The sequence below is a fragment of the Phyllobacterium sp. 01N428 genome, from assembly GCF_056399405.1.
Genome location: NZ_JBFTRH010000005.1, coordinates 173297 through 188827, shown reverse-complemented (window position 1 = coordinate 188827; position 15531 = coordinate 173297). Strand labels below are relative to the sequence as shown.

The 15531-nt window shown below is 59.1% G+C and carries 16 protein-coding genes; 12 read left to right on the top strand and 4 right to left on the bottom strand.

Going from position 1 to position 15531, the window contains the following annotated elements; genetic code table 11:
• Positions 1-10 precede the first annotated feature (10 nt).
• The 6 genes from AC1DNI_RS14470 to AC1DNI_RS14445 all read left to right on the top strand — a co-directional run bounded on the left by AC1DNI_RS14470 (position 11) and on the right by AC1DNI_RS14445 (position 5734).
• A complete protein-coding gene (locus tag AC1DNI_RS14470; protein ID WP_477692335.1) occupies positions 11-1099 on the top strand; it encodes an ABC transporter substrate-binding protein in 1089 nt (362 codons plus the stop codon).
• Between the two features lie 64 nt (positions 1100-1163).
• Complete coding sequence (locus AC1DNI_RS14465; protein ID WP_477692334.1) at positions 1164-2201, top strand: ABC transporter ATP-binding protein; 1038 nt, start codon at positions 1164-1166, stop codon at positions 2199-2201.
• The gene (locus AC1DNI_RS14460) at positions 2198-3052 is read left to right on the top strand and encodes an ABC transporter permease (protein WP_027232176.1); all 855 of its coding nucleotides are present in this window, start codon (positions 2198-2200) and stop codon (positions 3050-3052) included. Before AC1DNI_RS14465 ends, AC1DNI_RS14460 begins: the two co-directional genes overlap by 4 nt.
• Positions 3049-3849: an ABC transporter permease gene (locus tag AC1DNI_RS14455; protein ID WP_027232175.1), complete on the top strand. Its 801-nt coding sequence runs from the start codon at positions 3049-3051 to the stop codon at positions 3847-3849. Before AC1DNI_RS14460 ends, AC1DNI_RS14455 begins: the two co-directional genes overlap by 4 nt.
• A complete protein-coding gene (locus AC1DNI_RS14450) occupies positions 3846-4625 on the top strand; it encodes a carbon-nitrogen hydrolase family protein (protein WP_477692333.1) in 780 nt (259 codons plus the stop codon). Before AC1DNI_RS14455 ends, AC1DNI_RS14450 begins: the two co-directional genes overlap by 4 nt.
• Positions 4622-5734, top strand: a complete 1113-nt coding sequence (locus AC1DNI_RS14445) for an NAD(P)/FAD-dependent oxidoreductase (protein ID WP_477692332.1) — start codon at positions 4622-4624, stop codon at positions 5732-5734. Before AC1DNI_RS14450 ends, AC1DNI_RS14445 begins: the two co-directional genes overlap by 4 nt.
• On the opposite strand, the gene AC1DNI_RS14440 is transcribed toward AC1DNI_RS14445, so the two are convergent.
• Positions 5735-6646 (bottom strand): LysR family transcriptional regulator, encoded by a 912-nt coding sequence (locus AC1DNI_RS14440; RefSeq protein ID WP_477692331.1) that lies wholly within the window; start codon positions 6644-6646, stop codon positions 5735-5737.
• Between the two features lie 293 nt (positions 6647-6939).
• Between AC1DNI_RS14440 and AC1DNI_RS14435 the strand changes: the two genes are divergently transcribed.
• Genes AC1DNI_RS14435 through AC1DNI_RS14410 form a run of 6 tightly spaced genes read left to right on the top strand, consistent with a single transcriptional unit; the run spans position 6940 to position 13131 of the window.
• Positions 6940-8145, top strand: a complete 1206-nt coding sequence (locus tag AC1DNI_RS14435; RefSeq protein ID WP_091951006.1) for an ABC transporter substrate-binding protein — start codon at positions 6940-6942, stop codon at positions 8143-8145.
• Between the two features lie 3 nt (positions 8146-8148).
• The gene (locus AC1DNI_RS14430; RefSeq protein ID WP_477692330.1) at positions 8149-8967 is read left to right on the top strand and encodes an ABC transporter ATP-binding protein; all 819 of its coding nucleotides are present in this window, start codon (positions 8149-8151) and stop codon (positions 8965-8967) included.
• Positions 8960-9664, top strand: coding sequence for an ABC transporter ATP-binding protein (locus AC1DNI_RS14425; RefSeq protein ID WP_477692329.1), 705 nt, complete (start codon positions 8960-8962; stop codon positions 9662-9664). Before AC1DNI_RS14430 ends, AC1DNI_RS14425 begins: the two co-directional genes overlap by 8 nt.
• Before the next feature lie 2 nt (positions 9665-9666).
• Entirely contained in the window at positions 9667-10554 is an 888-nt protein-coding gene (locus AC1DNI_RS14420; protein WP_091951002.1) for a branched-chain amino acid ABC transporter permease, read from the top strand.
• Between the two features lies 1 nt (position 10555).
• Entirely contained in the window at positions 10556-11533 is a 978-nt protein-coding gene (locus AC1DNI_RS14415; RefSeq protein WP_477692328.1) for a branched-chain amino acid ABC transporter permease, read from the top strand.
• Between the two features lie 5 nt (positions 11534-11538).
• Positions 11539-13131, top strand: a complete 1593-nt coding sequence (locus AC1DNI_RS14410; protein ID WP_477692327.1) for a GMC family oxidoreductase — start codon at positions 11539-11541, stop codon at positions 13129-13131.
• On the opposite strand, the gene AC1DNI_RS14405 is transcribed toward AC1DNI_RS14410, so the two are convergent.
• Genes AC1DNI_RS14405 through exbB form a run of 3 tightly spaced genes read right to left on the bottom strand, consistent with a single transcriptional unit; the run spans position 13128 to position 15456 of the window.
• A complete protein-coding gene (locus tag AC1DNI_RS14405) occupies positions 13128-13994 on the bottom strand; it encodes an energy transducer TonB family protein (protein WP_477692326.1) in 867 nt (288 codons plus the stop codon). The genes AC1DNI_RS14410 and AC1DNI_RS14405 overlap by 4 nt on opposite strands.
• The gene (exbD, locus tag AC1DNI_RS14400) at positions 13994-14446 is read right to left on the bottom strand and encodes a TonB system transport protein ExbD (protein ID WP_477692325.1); all 453 of its coding nucleotides are present in this window, start codon (positions 14444-14446) and stop codon (positions 13994-13996) included. The genes AC1DNI_RS14405 and exbD overlap by 1 nt, the downstream gene beginning before the upstream one ends.
• A gap of 11 nt (positions 14447-14457) precedes the next feature.
• Positions 14458-15456 carry a tonB-system energizer ExbB gene (exbB, locus tag AC1DNI_RS14395; RefSeq protein ID WP_477692324.1) on the bottom strand — a complete coding sequence of 333 codons (999 nt, stop codon included), beginning with the start codon at positions 15454-15456 and terminating at the stop codon, positions 14458-14460.
• Positions 15457-15531: the final 75 nt, after the last annotated feature.

Here is a 15531-nt window from a genome sequence, read left to right as displayed (position 1 = left end):
GAGAATGATGATGAGCAATATTCTGCAAAAAGGTGTCAGTCGCCGCGTGGTGCTCGCCACCGGCGCAATGGCGGCGGGTACCTTGGCGATGCCGTCGATCTTGCGGGCGCAAGACAAGTCGCTGAAGGTCGGCGTCTATGGCGGCTACTTCAAGGACTCGTTCGACAAGAACATTTTTCCCGAATTCACCAAGGCGACCGGTATCACGGTTGAGTCCGTTGCCGAGCCGACTGGTGAGGCCTGGCTGGTGCAGCTTGAACAGGCGGCGAAGGCTGGCGCGGCACCCGCCGACGTTTCGATGATGTCGCAGGTCGCGATGCTCAAGGGGCAGACTACGAAGCTCTGGACCCCACTCGACATGGCGAAGATCCCGAATTCGAAGAATCTGCTGGACCGTTTCATCAACAAATATCCGGATGGCGGCGTTGCCGGCATCGGCGCGGTTTCCTGGTACATCACGCTCGTGACCAACACGGATGTCTACAAGGAAGCGCCGACGACCTGGGCCGCGTTCTGGGACAAGGCGAATGCGGACAAGCTCGGACTTCTCGCTCTTGTCTCCAACTCGTTCCTGCTGGAAATCACGGCAAAGACGTACTTCGGTGGCACGAACGCGCTCGATACTGAGGAAGGACTTTTGAAAGCCTTCGACAAACTCGCCGAAGTTAAACCGAATGTGCGCCTGTGGTACCGCGACGAGGCCCAGTTCGAGCAGTCGCTGAAGTCGGGCGAAATTCCGATGGGCCAGTATTATCACGACGTTACCGGACTTGCTGCGTCCGAAGGACACCCGGTTCGCTCGACCTTCCCCAAGGAAGGCGGCGTTCAGGACTCCGGCTGCTGGGCGCTATCGCGCGCCTCGAAGAAGGTAGATGAAGCCCATACCTTCATCGACTATATGAGCCAGCCGGCGATCCAGGCGACCCTTTCACGAAAGGTCGGCACATCCCCGACCGTCAAGCGGGAATTGCTCGATCTCAACGAGAAGGAGTTTGCGGCTGTTTCGTCCGATATCGAGCCGATCATCCCCCGTTACGATCTGTACACCACCAAGTCGGATTGGCTGAACCAGAAGTGGACCGAACTCATCGTCGGCTGAATAGACAAAGGCACCACCCTTCGCCAGAAGGGTGGTGCTTAACAATCGAGATAATGAGGGGCAGATGTCCGGATTGGTATTGAACGATGTCACCAAGCGGTTTGGGACATTCGCCGCCGTCGAGAACGTGCGCCTTTCGGTGCCGCACGGCACATTTGTATGCCTGCTCGGGCCTTCAGGTTGCGGAAAGACCACGTTGCTGCGCATGATTGCCGGCCTTGAGGACCCGACCAATGGCGCCATTCTCCTCGACGGGGCCGACATCACGAACGTTCCAACCCATAAGCGCAATCTCGGGATGGTGTTTCAATCGCTCGCGCTTTTCCCGCATCTGACTGTCGGGGAAAACATTGCCTATCCGCTTCGCATCCGCGGCAAGCCGCGCGAGGAACAGAAGAAGCGCGTCGATGAATTGCTGTCTCTCATCCATCTGCCTGGTTATGGAGACCGTCCCGTCTCGAAGCTCTCGGGTGGCCAGCGCCAGCGCGTCGCGATCGCACGGGCGCTCGCGCTGTCGCCGCGCCTGTTCCTGCTCGACGAGCCGCTGTCGGCGCTCGACGCCAAGCTGCGTGAGGCGATGCAGGTGGAGCTGCGCCAGTTGCAGCAGAAACTTGGCATCACCACAATTGTCGTTACCCACGACCAGCGCGAAGCCATGACCATGGCCGATACGGTCGTCGTCATGAACGGCGGACACATCAGGCAGGCCGCCTCCCCCGTCGAGATCTATCGCAAACCTGCCGATACGTTCGTCGCCGATTTCATCGGATCAACCAATCTGATCGAGACCGCCGCCGACAGTTCGGGAGCGGCTACGATCTTCGGACACCGTGTGCAAGGTCTGGCCCTGCCGGCGGGCACGCAGCGTGCAACGATATCGGTGCGTCCTGAAGACGTGCATCTGACGGCTCCCGGCAGCGGAGCGATCGACGGTACGGTAACCTTCGTTCGCGATCTCGGCGGCACGATCGAAACCTTCGTCGAAGCGGGCGGACAGCAGATCATAGCCGTCTCCACGCCGCGCGAACGGCCCGATGTCGCCGCCGGCCAGAAGGTGGGCGTAACACTTTCGCCGGATGTATGCGTGGTGCTTAAGCAATGAAGCGGGAACGGCCCCAATCCATTGCCGATTACGGCCCGCTATTCTTTCCGGCGGGCATGCTGCTCATTTTCTTCGTTGTTCCATTCGGCACCATGATCACGGTCAGCTTCTTCCAGCGTCAGGAGGGCGGCTTCTATACGCCGGCGTTCGTGCTTTCCAATTATGAGCGGTTCCTGACGCCTTTCTTCGGCGGGGTCCTCAGCTTCTCCCTGATGCTCGCCGTTACCGTCGCCATCTGTTGCGTCGTTCTGGCCCTGCCGTTCACTTATTTGCTCTCGCGGCTTTCGCGTCGTCTGCAGGTCTTTTGGCTGGTCGCGCTGCTTTCGATACTGTCCCTTTCAGAGGTCATCATTGGTTTTGCCTGGTCGACGCTCCTGTCGCGGACGGGTGGGCTCAGCAATCTCCTCGTCGCAGTTGGCTTGCTCAACCAGCCCGTCGCCTTGTTCCCGAGTTTTGGCGCCGTGCTCACCGGCATGATCTACCAGGCCTTGCCCTATACGATCCTCGTTCTCTATCCCGCGATCGTGCGCCTTGATCCCACTTTGATGGAAGCAGCACGAACGCTTGGGTCTTCGCCGGTGCGCGCCTTCTTCAATGTGCTTGTGCCTGCGCTGCGCAATACAATCATGGCAACGCTGATCATGGTATTCATCTTTGCGCTTGGCTCCTACCTGCTGCCGCAGATCCTGGGTCGTCCGCAGCACTGGACCCTTTCGGTGCTTATTACCGACCAGGCGATTTACCAGTCGAACATGCCGTTTGCGGCGGCAATGGCCGTGTTCCTGGTTCTCGTGACGCTTGGGCTCGTCGCGCTCACCCTGCTCGTTGGCCGCAAGGGAGAAAAGGCATGACCAACGCGTTGCGCCGCCTCTATTTCGTGCTGATAGGCCTCTTTCTGGCGATGCCGCTTATCGTTGTTGCCGGAGTGTCCGTCAATGCCAAGCAGACGCTTGCATTTCCGCCACAAGGATTTTCGCTGAGCTGGTACGGCCAGATCTTCACCAATCCCGAGTGGCGCAGCGCGCTCGTCGCCTCGGTCATTCTGGCGACCACCTCGGCAGCCCTCGCGGTGCTGATCGCCCTCCCCCTCTCATGGTTCCTGTGGCGACGCATTGCGCCATGGGCAAATATTTTCCAGGTCCTTGGGATAGCGCCGTTCACGCTGCCTCCAGTCATTACCGCGCTCGGTTTCCTGACGTTTTGGGCGACCACCGGCTTCTACGGTCAGGCGTGGACCGCGGTCATCGGCCATGCGATCTTCTTCGTCACGCTGCCGCTTGTGACCCTCTCGCTCGGCTTTTCCGCTATCGACCGGTCACTCGTCGAGGCCGCCGCTACGATGGGCGCCGACGACCGGACGATATTCCGCACAGTCGTCCTGCCCCTGATCCGCCCCTACCTGGTATCCGGCTATGCATTCGCGTTCGTCCTGTCGCTGAACGAATATATCGTCGCGTATATGACGGTTGGATTTACCCTCGAAACGTTGCCGATCAAAATCTTCAACGCCTTGCGCTATGGCTATACGCCGACCATGGCTTCGGTGACGATCCTGTTCGTCGCGACAGCGGCAGTGATTTTCTCGCTGGTGGCCAAATTCGGCGACTTGCCGAAACTGCTTGGCGCCATGGCTTCGGAGGAGAAATGATGCGGATCGCGGCATTGCAGATGCAGTCGGCTCCCGGTGACGTGGACACCAATCTTGCCCGGATCGAACAAGCCGCGCAGGAGGCCGGGCAAGGCGGTGCTGACCTGCTGGTCACACCTGAATTGTGCGTCACCGGCTATGGCGCGGGGGATATAATCAAGAGCCTCGCGGAACCGGCAACAGGGAGCCAGGTCGAAAGGCTTCAGAAGATTTCCACGGAAAGCGGAGTGGCCATTATCGCTGGATTTGCCGAACGCGATGGTGCTCACGTCTTCAACAGCGCGGCATTCGTCAATGGGGATGGCGAGCCCGCCATCTATCGCAAATCGCATCTTTATGGACCCTATGAGCGCAGCCTGTTTAAACCCGGAAACCCCGACAACTGTATCGTCGAGTTGGGGCGTCTCAGGTTGGGACTGCTCATCTGCTACGATGTCGAGTTTCCGGAAAATGTCCGCAGGTTGGCGCTCGCCGGCGCAGATGCGGTGCTCGTACCGACAGCGCTCCCGAGGGGACCGTCGGGCACGTTCATCACCGACCACATGATCCAGGTGCGCGCTTTCGAGAACCAGATTTTCGTCGCCTACGTCAATCATTTTGGGAATGATGGCCGCTTCACATTTGCCGGCCACTCGCGTATCGCTGCGCCCGATGGCAGTCTGCTTGCGGAAGGTCCGGAGGACGCGGAAAGCATGATGTTTGCGGATATTGACCGCGGCGCGTTTTCAGCATCCATAGCCGACAATACCTACCTTGAAGATTTGGGATCAGCATGACCGACACAATCAAAACCGATGTTCTTGTCATTGGCGCGGGCATCGCCGGTATCGGCGTTGCGGCTGCCCTGGCTTCGACGCATCGCGTGATCGTGATCGAGCGTGAGGATCAACCGGGCTACCATTCGACCGGCCGGTCGGCGGCAATCTTTCTACCCAACTATGGCAACGACGTTATCCGGGGCCTTAATAAGGTGAGTGCCCCGCTGTTCGAAAATCGCGACACGAGCCTCTTCCCGCAGCCGCTGCTTACGCCGCGCGGCTGCCTGACCGTGGCCGATGCGACGAACATTGCCGATCTTGAAAACTTTGCGCGCACCAGTGTCGGTGTCGAGATCATTTCTGTCGATCGTGCCGTTGAAATGGTGCCGATACTCAAAGCAGACCATATTGCCGCAGCATGCTATCAGGCCGATGCCTGGGATATCGACGTCAATGCACTGCATCAGGGCTGGTTGCGCAAGGCTGCATCTCTCGGTGTTGAAATCCATACCAGGTCCGAGGTCACCGGGGCGGAACGCATCGGTGACGAATGGCACGTTCAAGCCGGCGGCAAGATGTTCGTGGCGCAAACGATCGTCAATGCCTCGGGTGCGTGGGCAGATCTGACGGCTGCGCTTTTTGGTGCAAAGCCGCTTGGCCTGACGCCGTTGCGCCGCAGCATCGCAGTGCTGCCCGCACCCGAAAACCACGACACCCGCGGTTGGCCCCTGGTCGATGACGTGAACGAAGCCTGGTATATGAAGCCGGACGGCGGACGGATGTTCGTTTCGCCCTGCGATGAAACACCAGTTGATCCGCACGACGCTTTTGCCGACGATATGGTGCTCGCGGAAGGTCTCTACCGTTTCGAACAGGCGGTGACCGTTCCAGTCACGCGCGTCGAGCATAGTTGGGCGGGTTTGCGTACTTTCGCGCCCGACCGCACGCCCGTCGCCGGCTTTGACGCTGACGTCGAGGGTTTGTTCTGGCTCGCCGGACAAGGGGGCTATGGAATTCAGACGTCCCCTGCCCTGTCGGCTTTGTCGGCAGCGCTCATTCGCGGTGACGCGCCGGAAGCCGAGCTTCAACCACTCCTGCCGAAACTGTCGCCGGCGCGCTTTTCCTGATCAGCCGAGAAGCGGCTCTCCGGCAAAAACGCTGGATTGGGTTTTCACCTCGGACTTTATGAAATCGCTCAAGGCGCGGATGCGCGGTGTGCTGACGATATCCTCGTGGCAGATCATCCAATAGTCCCGGTTGAGGTGCAGGTCTTTTGGCAGGACCGGCACCAGCTCGGGATATTTGCATGCGATGAAGTATGGCAGGATGCAGAGCCCGAAGCCCGAACGGGTGGCGCTGAGTTGCGCGAAAATACTCGAGCTTTGATAGGCTGGATGGAGACCAGGCAGGATCTCGCGCATGTAATCGAGGCCCGGCGTGAAGATCATGTCCTCGATATAACCGATAAAGCGATGGTTGGAGAGGTCCGATTGCTCGCCGATTGGCGAATGGCGCGCTAGATAATCGCGCGATCCATAAATGAACAGTCGATAAGGCGTCAGCTTTTCCTGGAAATATGGCCCGGTTCGTGTCGCATGAAGCGTGATCGACAGGTCCGCATCGCGGCGCGACAGCGACACGATCTGCTGGATGGTCACCATTTCAATGGAAAGGCCGGGGTAGGACTGCGCCATGCGCGGCATGCGATCGGCCAGGAAGAAGTTGGCAAACCCTTCCAGGATGCTGAGGCGGACAACCCCGGTCAGCGAGACCGTCCCCTCCGAGGCTTCGTTTTGAAAACGGTCGGCTTCCCGTTCCATGATCTCGGCCGACTCGACAAGTTTTTCTCCGAGCGCCGTCAGTACATAACCACGAGGATTGCGTTCGAATAAACGCGCAGACAGCGATTCCTCGAGCCTGTCGATACGCCGCGAAACCGTCACATGATTGGTGCGCAGGCGGCGCGCGGCCGTCGTCAATTGACCGGTGCGGGCGACGGCAAGGAAATACTGGAGATCGTCCCAAGTGAACTGGCGCAAAAACGGCCCTTTATGGTCTGTACATTTTCGTACTTATTCTGTGCAAAAATAGGTGTTTGTGTACCTATTTGTCAATGTTACAGTTTTTTCAAACGCGTGGTTGCCGGTCGGGAGAAACAGGGCAATCATAAGATGAATTTTGTCCGCTCCAAGGGGCGGATTGAGGAGGAACCGGAACCAGGGAACGCGGACAATCCGCGTTTATTCCTGGGCATTTTCATTGAACCATTCGGCGCGCAGCAGTCCATCACCCGATGATCCTGTGAGCGTACAATCTTTGGGAGGAGTTACGAATGAGACTTTTGGCAATTGCAACAGCAGCTCTGATGGCCGCAACAGTCATCCCCGCGGCCAGCGCCGAGATATCGGACGGCAAGGTCAAGATCGGTATCCTTAACGACCAGTCGGGCGTTTACGCTGATTTTGGTGGCAAGTGGTCGTTCGAAGCCGCAAAGATGGCGGCCGAAGATTTTGGCGGCAAGGTGCTCGACGCACCGATCGAAGTCATTTCCGCAGACCATCAGAACAAGCCTGACATTGCCTCCAATATCGCGCGCCAATGGTATGACACCGAGCAGGTCGATACGATCATGGAGCTGACCACCTCCTCGGTGGCGCTGGCCGTGCAGGGCATCTCCAAGGAAAAGAAGAAAATCGATCTCGTGACCGGGGCAGCGACTGCGGAACTCACAGGCAAGCAATGCTCGCCTTATGGATTCCATTGGGCCTATGATACGCACGCTCTTGCTGTCGGTACTGGTGGCGCCCTCGTGGCGCAGGGCGGCGATACCTGGTTCTTTCTCACCGCCGACTATGCCTTTGGCTATTCGCTGGAAGAACAGACGAGCAAGTTCGTAACGTCGAAGGGCGGCAAGATTGTCGGCTCTGTGCGCCACCCCTTGGCGACGACCGATTACTCGTCCTTCCTGTTGCAGGCACAATCCTCGGGCGCAAAGGTCATCGGCCTTGCCAATGCCGGTCTTGATACGGCCAATGCCATCAAGCAGGCGGCGGAATTCGGCATCGTTTCCGGAGGTCAGCGCCTCGCGGCGCTTCTCTTCACCCTTGCCGAAGTACACGGTCTCGGTCTTGAAGCCGCACAGGGGCTGACGCTGACGGAGAGCTTCTATTGGGACCGCGACGATCAATCGCGTGAGTTCGGCCAGAAATTCTTCAAGCGGACCGGCCGTATGCCAAACATGATCCAGGCCGCGACCTATTCGGGCGTAACGCAATATTTGAAGGCTATTCAGAAGGCTGGCACAGACGACACTGAAAAGGTGGCGGCCGCCATGCATGAAATGCCGGTTGATGACGTCTTTGGCCGAGGCGCAAAGGTCGGACCGAACGGGCGCCTCTTCAGCGACGTCTACCTGATGGAAGTCAAGAAGCCGGATGAGAGCAAGGCGCCCTGGGACTACTACAAGGTACTTGCAACCGTTCCGGGAGCCGAAGCTTACATCAAGCCGGAAGAGAGCGGCTGCCCGCTGGTCAAATAACGCATGGCCGCAACCCAAACCAATCCGGCGGGCGGGGGAGGAACCTCCTCTCCCCTCGCCGACCAACAAGGACCATCGGTGGTTTTGTCGGCGCGTGGCCTGCGTCGCGACTTTGGCGGCTTCATCGCCGTAAACAATGTCGATCTCGACGTTCACCATGCGCGCGTGCACGCCCTGATTGGGCCGAATGGCGCGGGCAAGACGACGGTTTTCAACCTTCTTACCAAGTTCTTGCAACCATCGAGCGGGACGATCACGCTGCTTGGCAACGACATCACAAAGACCAACCCTGCCAAGGTCGCGCGCATGGGGCTGGTCCGCTCGTTTCAAATCTCCGCCGTTTTTCCACATCTAAGCGTGCTTGATAATGTCCGCGTCGCGCTGCAACGGCCCAGCGGCCTGTCGACGCAATTCTGGCTGCCGATGACATCGCTCAACCGGCTCAACGAGCGGGCGCTCGAATTGATCGAGGACGTCGGTCTTACGGACGCCCGCAACAGCCCAGCGGCGGATCTCTCCTATGGCCGCAAGCGCGTGCTCGAAATTGCCACGACGCTAGCGCTCGATCCCAAGGTTCTCCTGCTCGACGAGCCGATGGCCGGCATGGGGCACGAAGATGTTCATACCGTTTCGGACATTATTCGCGAGGTCGCCAAGGATCGCGCCATCCTGATGGTCGAACATAATCTCAAGGTGGTCGCCGACCTTTGTCATCAGGTCACGGTTCTGCAGCGAGGCGAGATTCTGACGTCGGGTGATTATCGCACCGTCAGTCAAGACGAGCGTGTCCGCGTGGCCTACATGGGGACCGAACATGACTAAGCCGCTTCTGGCCGTGCGCGATCTCAATGCCTGGTATGGCGAAGGCCATGCTCTCCATGGCGTCGATCTCGATATCGACGAAGGCGAAACGGTCACGTTGCTTGGGCGCAACGGCGTCGGCAAGACAACGACGCTACGCTCCATAATGGGTATCATTCGCAAGCGCACCGGCACCATCACGTTCGATGGCAAGGATATGATGCGCGTGCCGCTGCATCGCACCGCCCATGCCGGCATTGGGTTCGTACCGGAAGAGCGCGGCATCTTTGCCACGCTTTCCGTCGACGAGAATCTGAACCTTCCGCCTGTGGTTGCCAAGGGCGGGATGTCGATCAACGAGATCTATGAACTCTTCCCCAACCTCAAGGAGCGGCGCAACAGCCCCGGCACCAAGCTGTCCGGCGGCGAACAGCAAATGTTGGCGATTGCCCGCATCCTGCGGACCGGTGTCAAACTGTTGCTCCTGGACGAACCGACAGAAGGCCTCGCGCCGGTCATCGTACAGCGCATTGGCGAGGTTCTGGTAACGCTCAAGCAGCGCGGCATGACGATCCTTCTTGTGGAACAGAATTTTCGTTTTGCCAGCAAGGTGGCCGACCGATTCTACGTGGTCGACCATGGCAGGATCATCGACAACTTTCATGTCAGCGAACTTACCGGCCGCATGTCGATGCTCAACGAAGCTTTGGGAGTCTGACGATGACCATGATATTCGGCGTTCCTCTCCAGGCGTTCCTCGGGCAATTGCTGATCGGGCTGATCAATGGCTCTTTTTATGCCATGTTGAGCCTCGGCCTTGCGATCATTTTCGGGCTGCTTCGCGTCATCAATTTCGCTCATGGCGCCCAATATATGCTGGGTGCCTTCATCGGCTACCTGCTCCTGGCCAAGCTTGGCATCGGCTACTGGCCGGCTTTGATCCTTGCTCCCCTGGCAGTCGGCCTCGCGGGAGCCTTCATTGAGCGAGTTGCGCTGTCGCGCCTATATAATCTCGACCATCTCTATGGCCTGTTGTTCACGTTCGGCCTCGCGCTCGTGATCGAAGGCACCTTCCGCTATTATTTTGGTGCCGCCGGACAGCCCTATGCGGTGCCGAATGCGCTGGCTGGCGGCGTCAACCTCGGCTTCATGTTCCTGCCAAAATATCGTGCGTGGGTGGTCGTCGCATCGCTCGTCGTCTGTCTCGGCACCTGGCTCCTGATCGAGAAGACCCGCCTTGGCGCGTACTTGCGCGCAGCGACGGAAAATCCGACGCTTGTCCGGGCTTTTGGCATCAATGTGCCATTGCTGCTCACGTTTACCTATGGCCTTGGGGCCGCACTCGCCGGGCTCGCGGGAATCCTCGCGGCGCCGATCTATCAGGTCAGCCCGCTGATGGGCTCGAATATCATCATCATCGTTTTCGCGGTGGTGGTGGTCGGGGGCATGGGCTCGATACTCGGGGCGATCGTGACCGGTTATATGCTTGGCATTTTTGAGGGGTTGACGAAGGTCTTCTATCCCGAAGCGTCGAGCATCGTCATCTTCGTCATCATGGCAATCGTGCTGCTTGTGCGCCCTGCGGGGCTGTTCGGTAAGGAAGCGTGAGATGAGCGAAGCTGCCCTATCCGCGCCAAAGACGCGCCTCAACCGCGAAACGGTTCTGATACTGATCGGCGTGGCCCTTTTGATATTTGCGCCGTTTCATGTCTACCCTGTGTTCCTGATGAAGGTCCTTTGTTTCGCGCTCTTCGCCTGTGCGTTCAATTTGCTCCTCGGCTATACCGGCATCCTTTCCTTTGGCCACGCAGCATTTTTTGGCGGCGCGGCCTATTTTACCGCCCACGCGGTCAAGGAATGGGGCTTTTCACCGGAGCTCGGTATTCTCACCGGTGTCGCTGGTGCGACCGCGCTCGGCCTCGTCATCGGCTTTCTTGCAATCCGCCGCCAGGGCATCTACTCGACGATGATTACACTCGCGATGGCGCAGATGTTTGCCTTCTTCTGTTTGCAGGCGTCTTTTACCCACGGCGAAGACGGCATTCAGGGAGTGCCACGAGGGTATCTCTTCGGGTTCATCGATCTCGAACAACCGCTCAACATGTATTTCTTCGTGCTGGGCGTGTTTCTGGTTGGGATGTTCATCATCTGGCGCATCATCAATTCGCCCTTCGGCATGATCCTCAAATCCGTACGCGAAAATGAAAACCGCGCCATATCGCTCGGCTATTCGGTCTCGCGCTACAAGCTCGCCGCCTTTGTGATGTCCGCGGCGCTGACGGGCCTTGCCGGCGGTCTCAAGGCGATTGTCTTCCAGTTCGCGACACTGACGGATGTAAGCTGGCAGATGTCGGGTGAAGTTGTGCTGATGACATTGCTGGGTGGTATCGGCACTCTCGTCGGGCCTATCTTCGGCGCCGCACTCATCGCGACGCTGGAGAACTACCTTGCAACCTCCGAGTTTCCGGTAACGGTCATCACCGGCATCATCTTCATGGTTTGCGTCCTCGTCTTCCGACGCGGCATCATTGGCGAACTCTATGCCTCGCGCCTCGGCAGGATGCTTGCGAGCAAACCTGAGAACTGATCAAAATGGACGGAACCTATGATTACATCATCGTCGGTGCGGGAACGGCGGGTTGTACGCTCGCCAATCGCCTGTCGGCAGATCGCAACGTTTCGGTTCTACTCCTCGAGGCCGGCGGTAAGGACAATTACCCCTGGATACATATTCCGGTTGGCTACCTTTACTGCATTTCCAACCCCCGGACGGATTGGTGTTTCTCAACTGAAGCAGAACCGGGCCTTAATGGACGGATATTGAACTATCCGCGCGGAAAGGTCCTTGGCGGCTGCTCCTCGATCAACGGCATGATCTACATGCGCGGACAGGCGCGCGATTACGATCTTTGGCGGCAGGACGGGTGCACCGGCTGGGGCTGGGACGACGTGCTGCCCTATTTCAAGAAGTCGGAAGACTATTATCGGGGCGCTGATGAATTCCATGGTGCCGGAGGCGAGTGGCGGGTCGAGGAAGCGCGCCTCCATTGGGATATTCTCGATGCGTTTCGCGATGCCGCGGAGGCGGCGGGCATTCCGCGCACCGATGATTTCAATCGAGGCAACAATGAAGGGTCGTCCTATTTCAAGGTGAACCAGAAACGCGGTGTCCGGTGGAATACCGCGAAGGCGTTTTTGCGCCCGGCCCTCAAGCGGCCGAACCTCACCGTGGCGACCGGCGCGCATGTGCGCAGACTGGTTCTCGATGGGCTCGAAGTCAAAGGCGTCGAGTTCGATCAGGAGGGCACGGCCAGGACCGTGGTTTGCCGCCGCGAAGTCATTCTCGCCGCAGGCGCGGTCGGCTCCCCGCATATTCTGGAGCTTTCCGGCATCGGACGGGGCGAAGCCCTCCAGGCGGCTGGTATCGAGACGGTGCTCGATCGGCGTAGCGTGGGCGAAAACCTGCAGGATCATTTGCAGTTGCGTTGCGCCTACAAGGTGACCGGGATTCCGACACTCAACGAGAAAGCCAACCGCTTGCTCGGCAAGGCTTCGATTGCACTGGAATATCTGCTGAGACAGTCAGGTCCCATGTCGATGGCGCCAAGCCAGCTTGGCGTGTTCACGCGTTCGGATCCGTCTTTTGACACGCCCAACTTGCAATATCACGTGCAACCGCTTTCATTGGAGAAGTTCGGTGAGAACGTACACGCATTTCCGGCCTTCACTGCAAGTGTATGCAATCTCCGCCCCGAAAGCCGAGGGACCGTGCACGTGAAGTCGCCGGACCACCGGATGCAGCCCGCCATTCGACCCAACTACCTGATGACGCCGGGCGATCGCCATGTGGCTGCCGATTCGATCCGCATCACCCGTAACATCGTGGCGCAGAAACCGTTGCAACGGTTTCAGCCTGAGGAATTCAAGCCCGGACCCTCCTATCAGACGGAAGAAGAATTGATTGAAGCTGCCGGTGCGGTCGGCACGACAATCTTTCACCCGGTCGGGACGTGCCGGATGGGCGCGGATGAAGCCTCGGTGGTCGATCCGCAATTGCGGGTCCGTGGCATCAAGGGGCTGCGAGTGGCGGACGCATCGATCATGCCGACAATCACTTCAGGCAACACCAATTCGCCGACAATCATGATCGCGGAAAAGGCTGCGGAAATGATCGTGCGCGGTTAGCGGATCAGAAACGGGACGGTGAAGCTTTGGCGCGATACTGTGACATCGGCGGGAGCGGATGGTACTGGTGATGCCCGGCGTACGGCATCGAGAACGCCGTGGTCGAGGATTGGGTTGCCAGAACTGCCAACGATGCGGGCGGAAACAATATCGCCGTCGCGCGTGACGGTAAAACTCACGCGAACCGTTCCCTCGCCTGATGTGCGGGCGCTGCGGGTGCGGCGGATAAGATAGGCCTGGACCCGTGAACTCCACTTTTCCGCCTGCCGCGCCGATGCTGCGCTGGAAGCTGCAGGCTGCGGCTGCTGCACTGCCTGACGGGGCGTTTCAGCCTCGGTCCTTGCAACCGCCGTCTTCGGTTCCGGCCTGCGGACGGCCTTCTCCTTCTTCGGCGTGTCAGGCTTTTCCGGCTCTGGGCGGACGACGGGTAAAGGCACGTCGACATTGGGAAGTTCCACGACTTCCTCGGCCTGTTCCTGCACCGGTTCGCGCGTCACCTCCTCTACGGGCTCTGCCTCTTCAACCGGCGTTACCTGCTCTTCCGGTTCCGGCTGGACTTCGGGCAGAGCTTCGGGAGATGCAGCTTCCTGCTCGACTGCCTCGGGCTCTGTCGGTTCGGGCTCGATTGGTTGCGCTTCCGGTGCAACCGGCTCAGGCACGATCGGCGCAGGCAGTGGCTCCATGTCGATGATGATTGCATTCGCGATATCGCCTGCGGGTGCAGCGCTTTGTCGGCTTTGTAAATACCAGGCTCCGCCCGCGTGGAGCGCGACAACGACCAGTCCGGCTGCTGACCAGAGACCAACTTCGCGCCAATCGAGACGCGAGCCCCCTCCCCCGGCGGTGCCAGACCCGTTGGACATCACTGCGCGCTTTCACCTTTGGGAGCGAGAGGTGCGCTTTCAAGTCCCACCAACGCAATCTTGAGGTAACCATGGTCCCGCAGCGCGTTCATCAGGTCCATGAGCGAACCGTAGTCGACCGCCTTGTCGGCGCGCAGGAAGATTCGAGTCTCCTTGTTGCCGATCGTCTTCTGGTCAAGGAACTGGCCGAGGGAGTCGCGCGTCATCGTGTCGTTGCCGATGGCTATGGAATTATCGTCCTTCAAGGTCAGAAAGACCGGCTGGTCTGGACGAGGCGCCGGCGTCGCCGTCGAGGCCGGCAGGTCGACATTGATGTCTACTGTCGCGAGGGGCGCCGCGACCATGAAGATGATCAGGAGCACCAGCATGACGTCGATGAATGGCGTCACGTTGATTTCGTGGTTTTCCTGAAGTTCGTCGTCGGAGACGTTGTGCCGGATGCCGCCTGCCATGGTCGTGCCGCCTATTCTGCCGCTGCGGCGCGCTTTGTTGCTTGTGGGACAAGCGCATAATCGGCGTCGCGGCTGACGAGACGTTCGACGCCGGCCGATGCATCGGCAATCAATTGGCGGTAACCGGTAATCGATCGCGCAAACACGTTATAGATCACAACCGCCGGAATTGCGGCGACAAGGCCGATCGCAGTTGCCAGCAGCGCTTCAGCAATGCCCGGAGCCACGATCGCAAGGTTGGTTGTCTGGGATTCAGAGATGCCGATGAAAGAATTCATGATGCCCCAGACCGTCCCGAACAGGCCGACGAAGGGCGCAGTCGAACCGATCGTGGCGAGAACGCCAGTGCCCCGGCTCATGCGCCGGCCGGCCTGCACCTCGATACGGGCAAGGCGCGAGGCAACGCGTTCCTTCAGACCGTCGGCGCCGGCATGTTCTCTCGCATCTGCGGACAGGCGGACTTCCTGGCGAGCGGCATTGACGAGAGCAGCCCCGGGCCCTCCCCTCCCCTCAAGCTCTTTTTCCGCGTCGCTCAATGTAGCTGCGCTGTTGATGATCTGGAGTGCGCGATAAGCGCGAAGGCGCGCGCCTGCAAGTTCGAGTGTCTTGGCGAGCCATACGGTCCAGGTGACGAGTGAAGCAAAGCCAAGCCCGATCATCACACCTTTGACGACCCAGTCGGCCGCCATGAACATGCCCCATGGTGAAAGATTGTGCGGCAAATTCCGCAGCGTGGCCTGCGGGGTTGGAGCCGACGCATCCATCGGCAGAACCGCGCCTGAAGGCGCAGGTGATATGGTTGGTAGAGGCGTGGTTGCAGCAGGGTTTGTTGTTTCCGGGGCGGGCGCCGATTGCTGCGCTGAGTTGGGCTCGGGAGGGGTTACCGTTTCCTGTCCGTGTGCCGTTCCGCAAACGGTAGCCGCGAATACGAGCGCGGCGAACAATGGGCCAACCGGCGACCATTGCAAAAAACATGCCTTCGAGACTTTGTCGGCCTGTGTCTGCTTCATTAGCCGTTCCTTCAACTGTCGTGGAGAGCGGCTTATTATTTATGAGTAAAATAATCAACTATATTCTGGTGAATA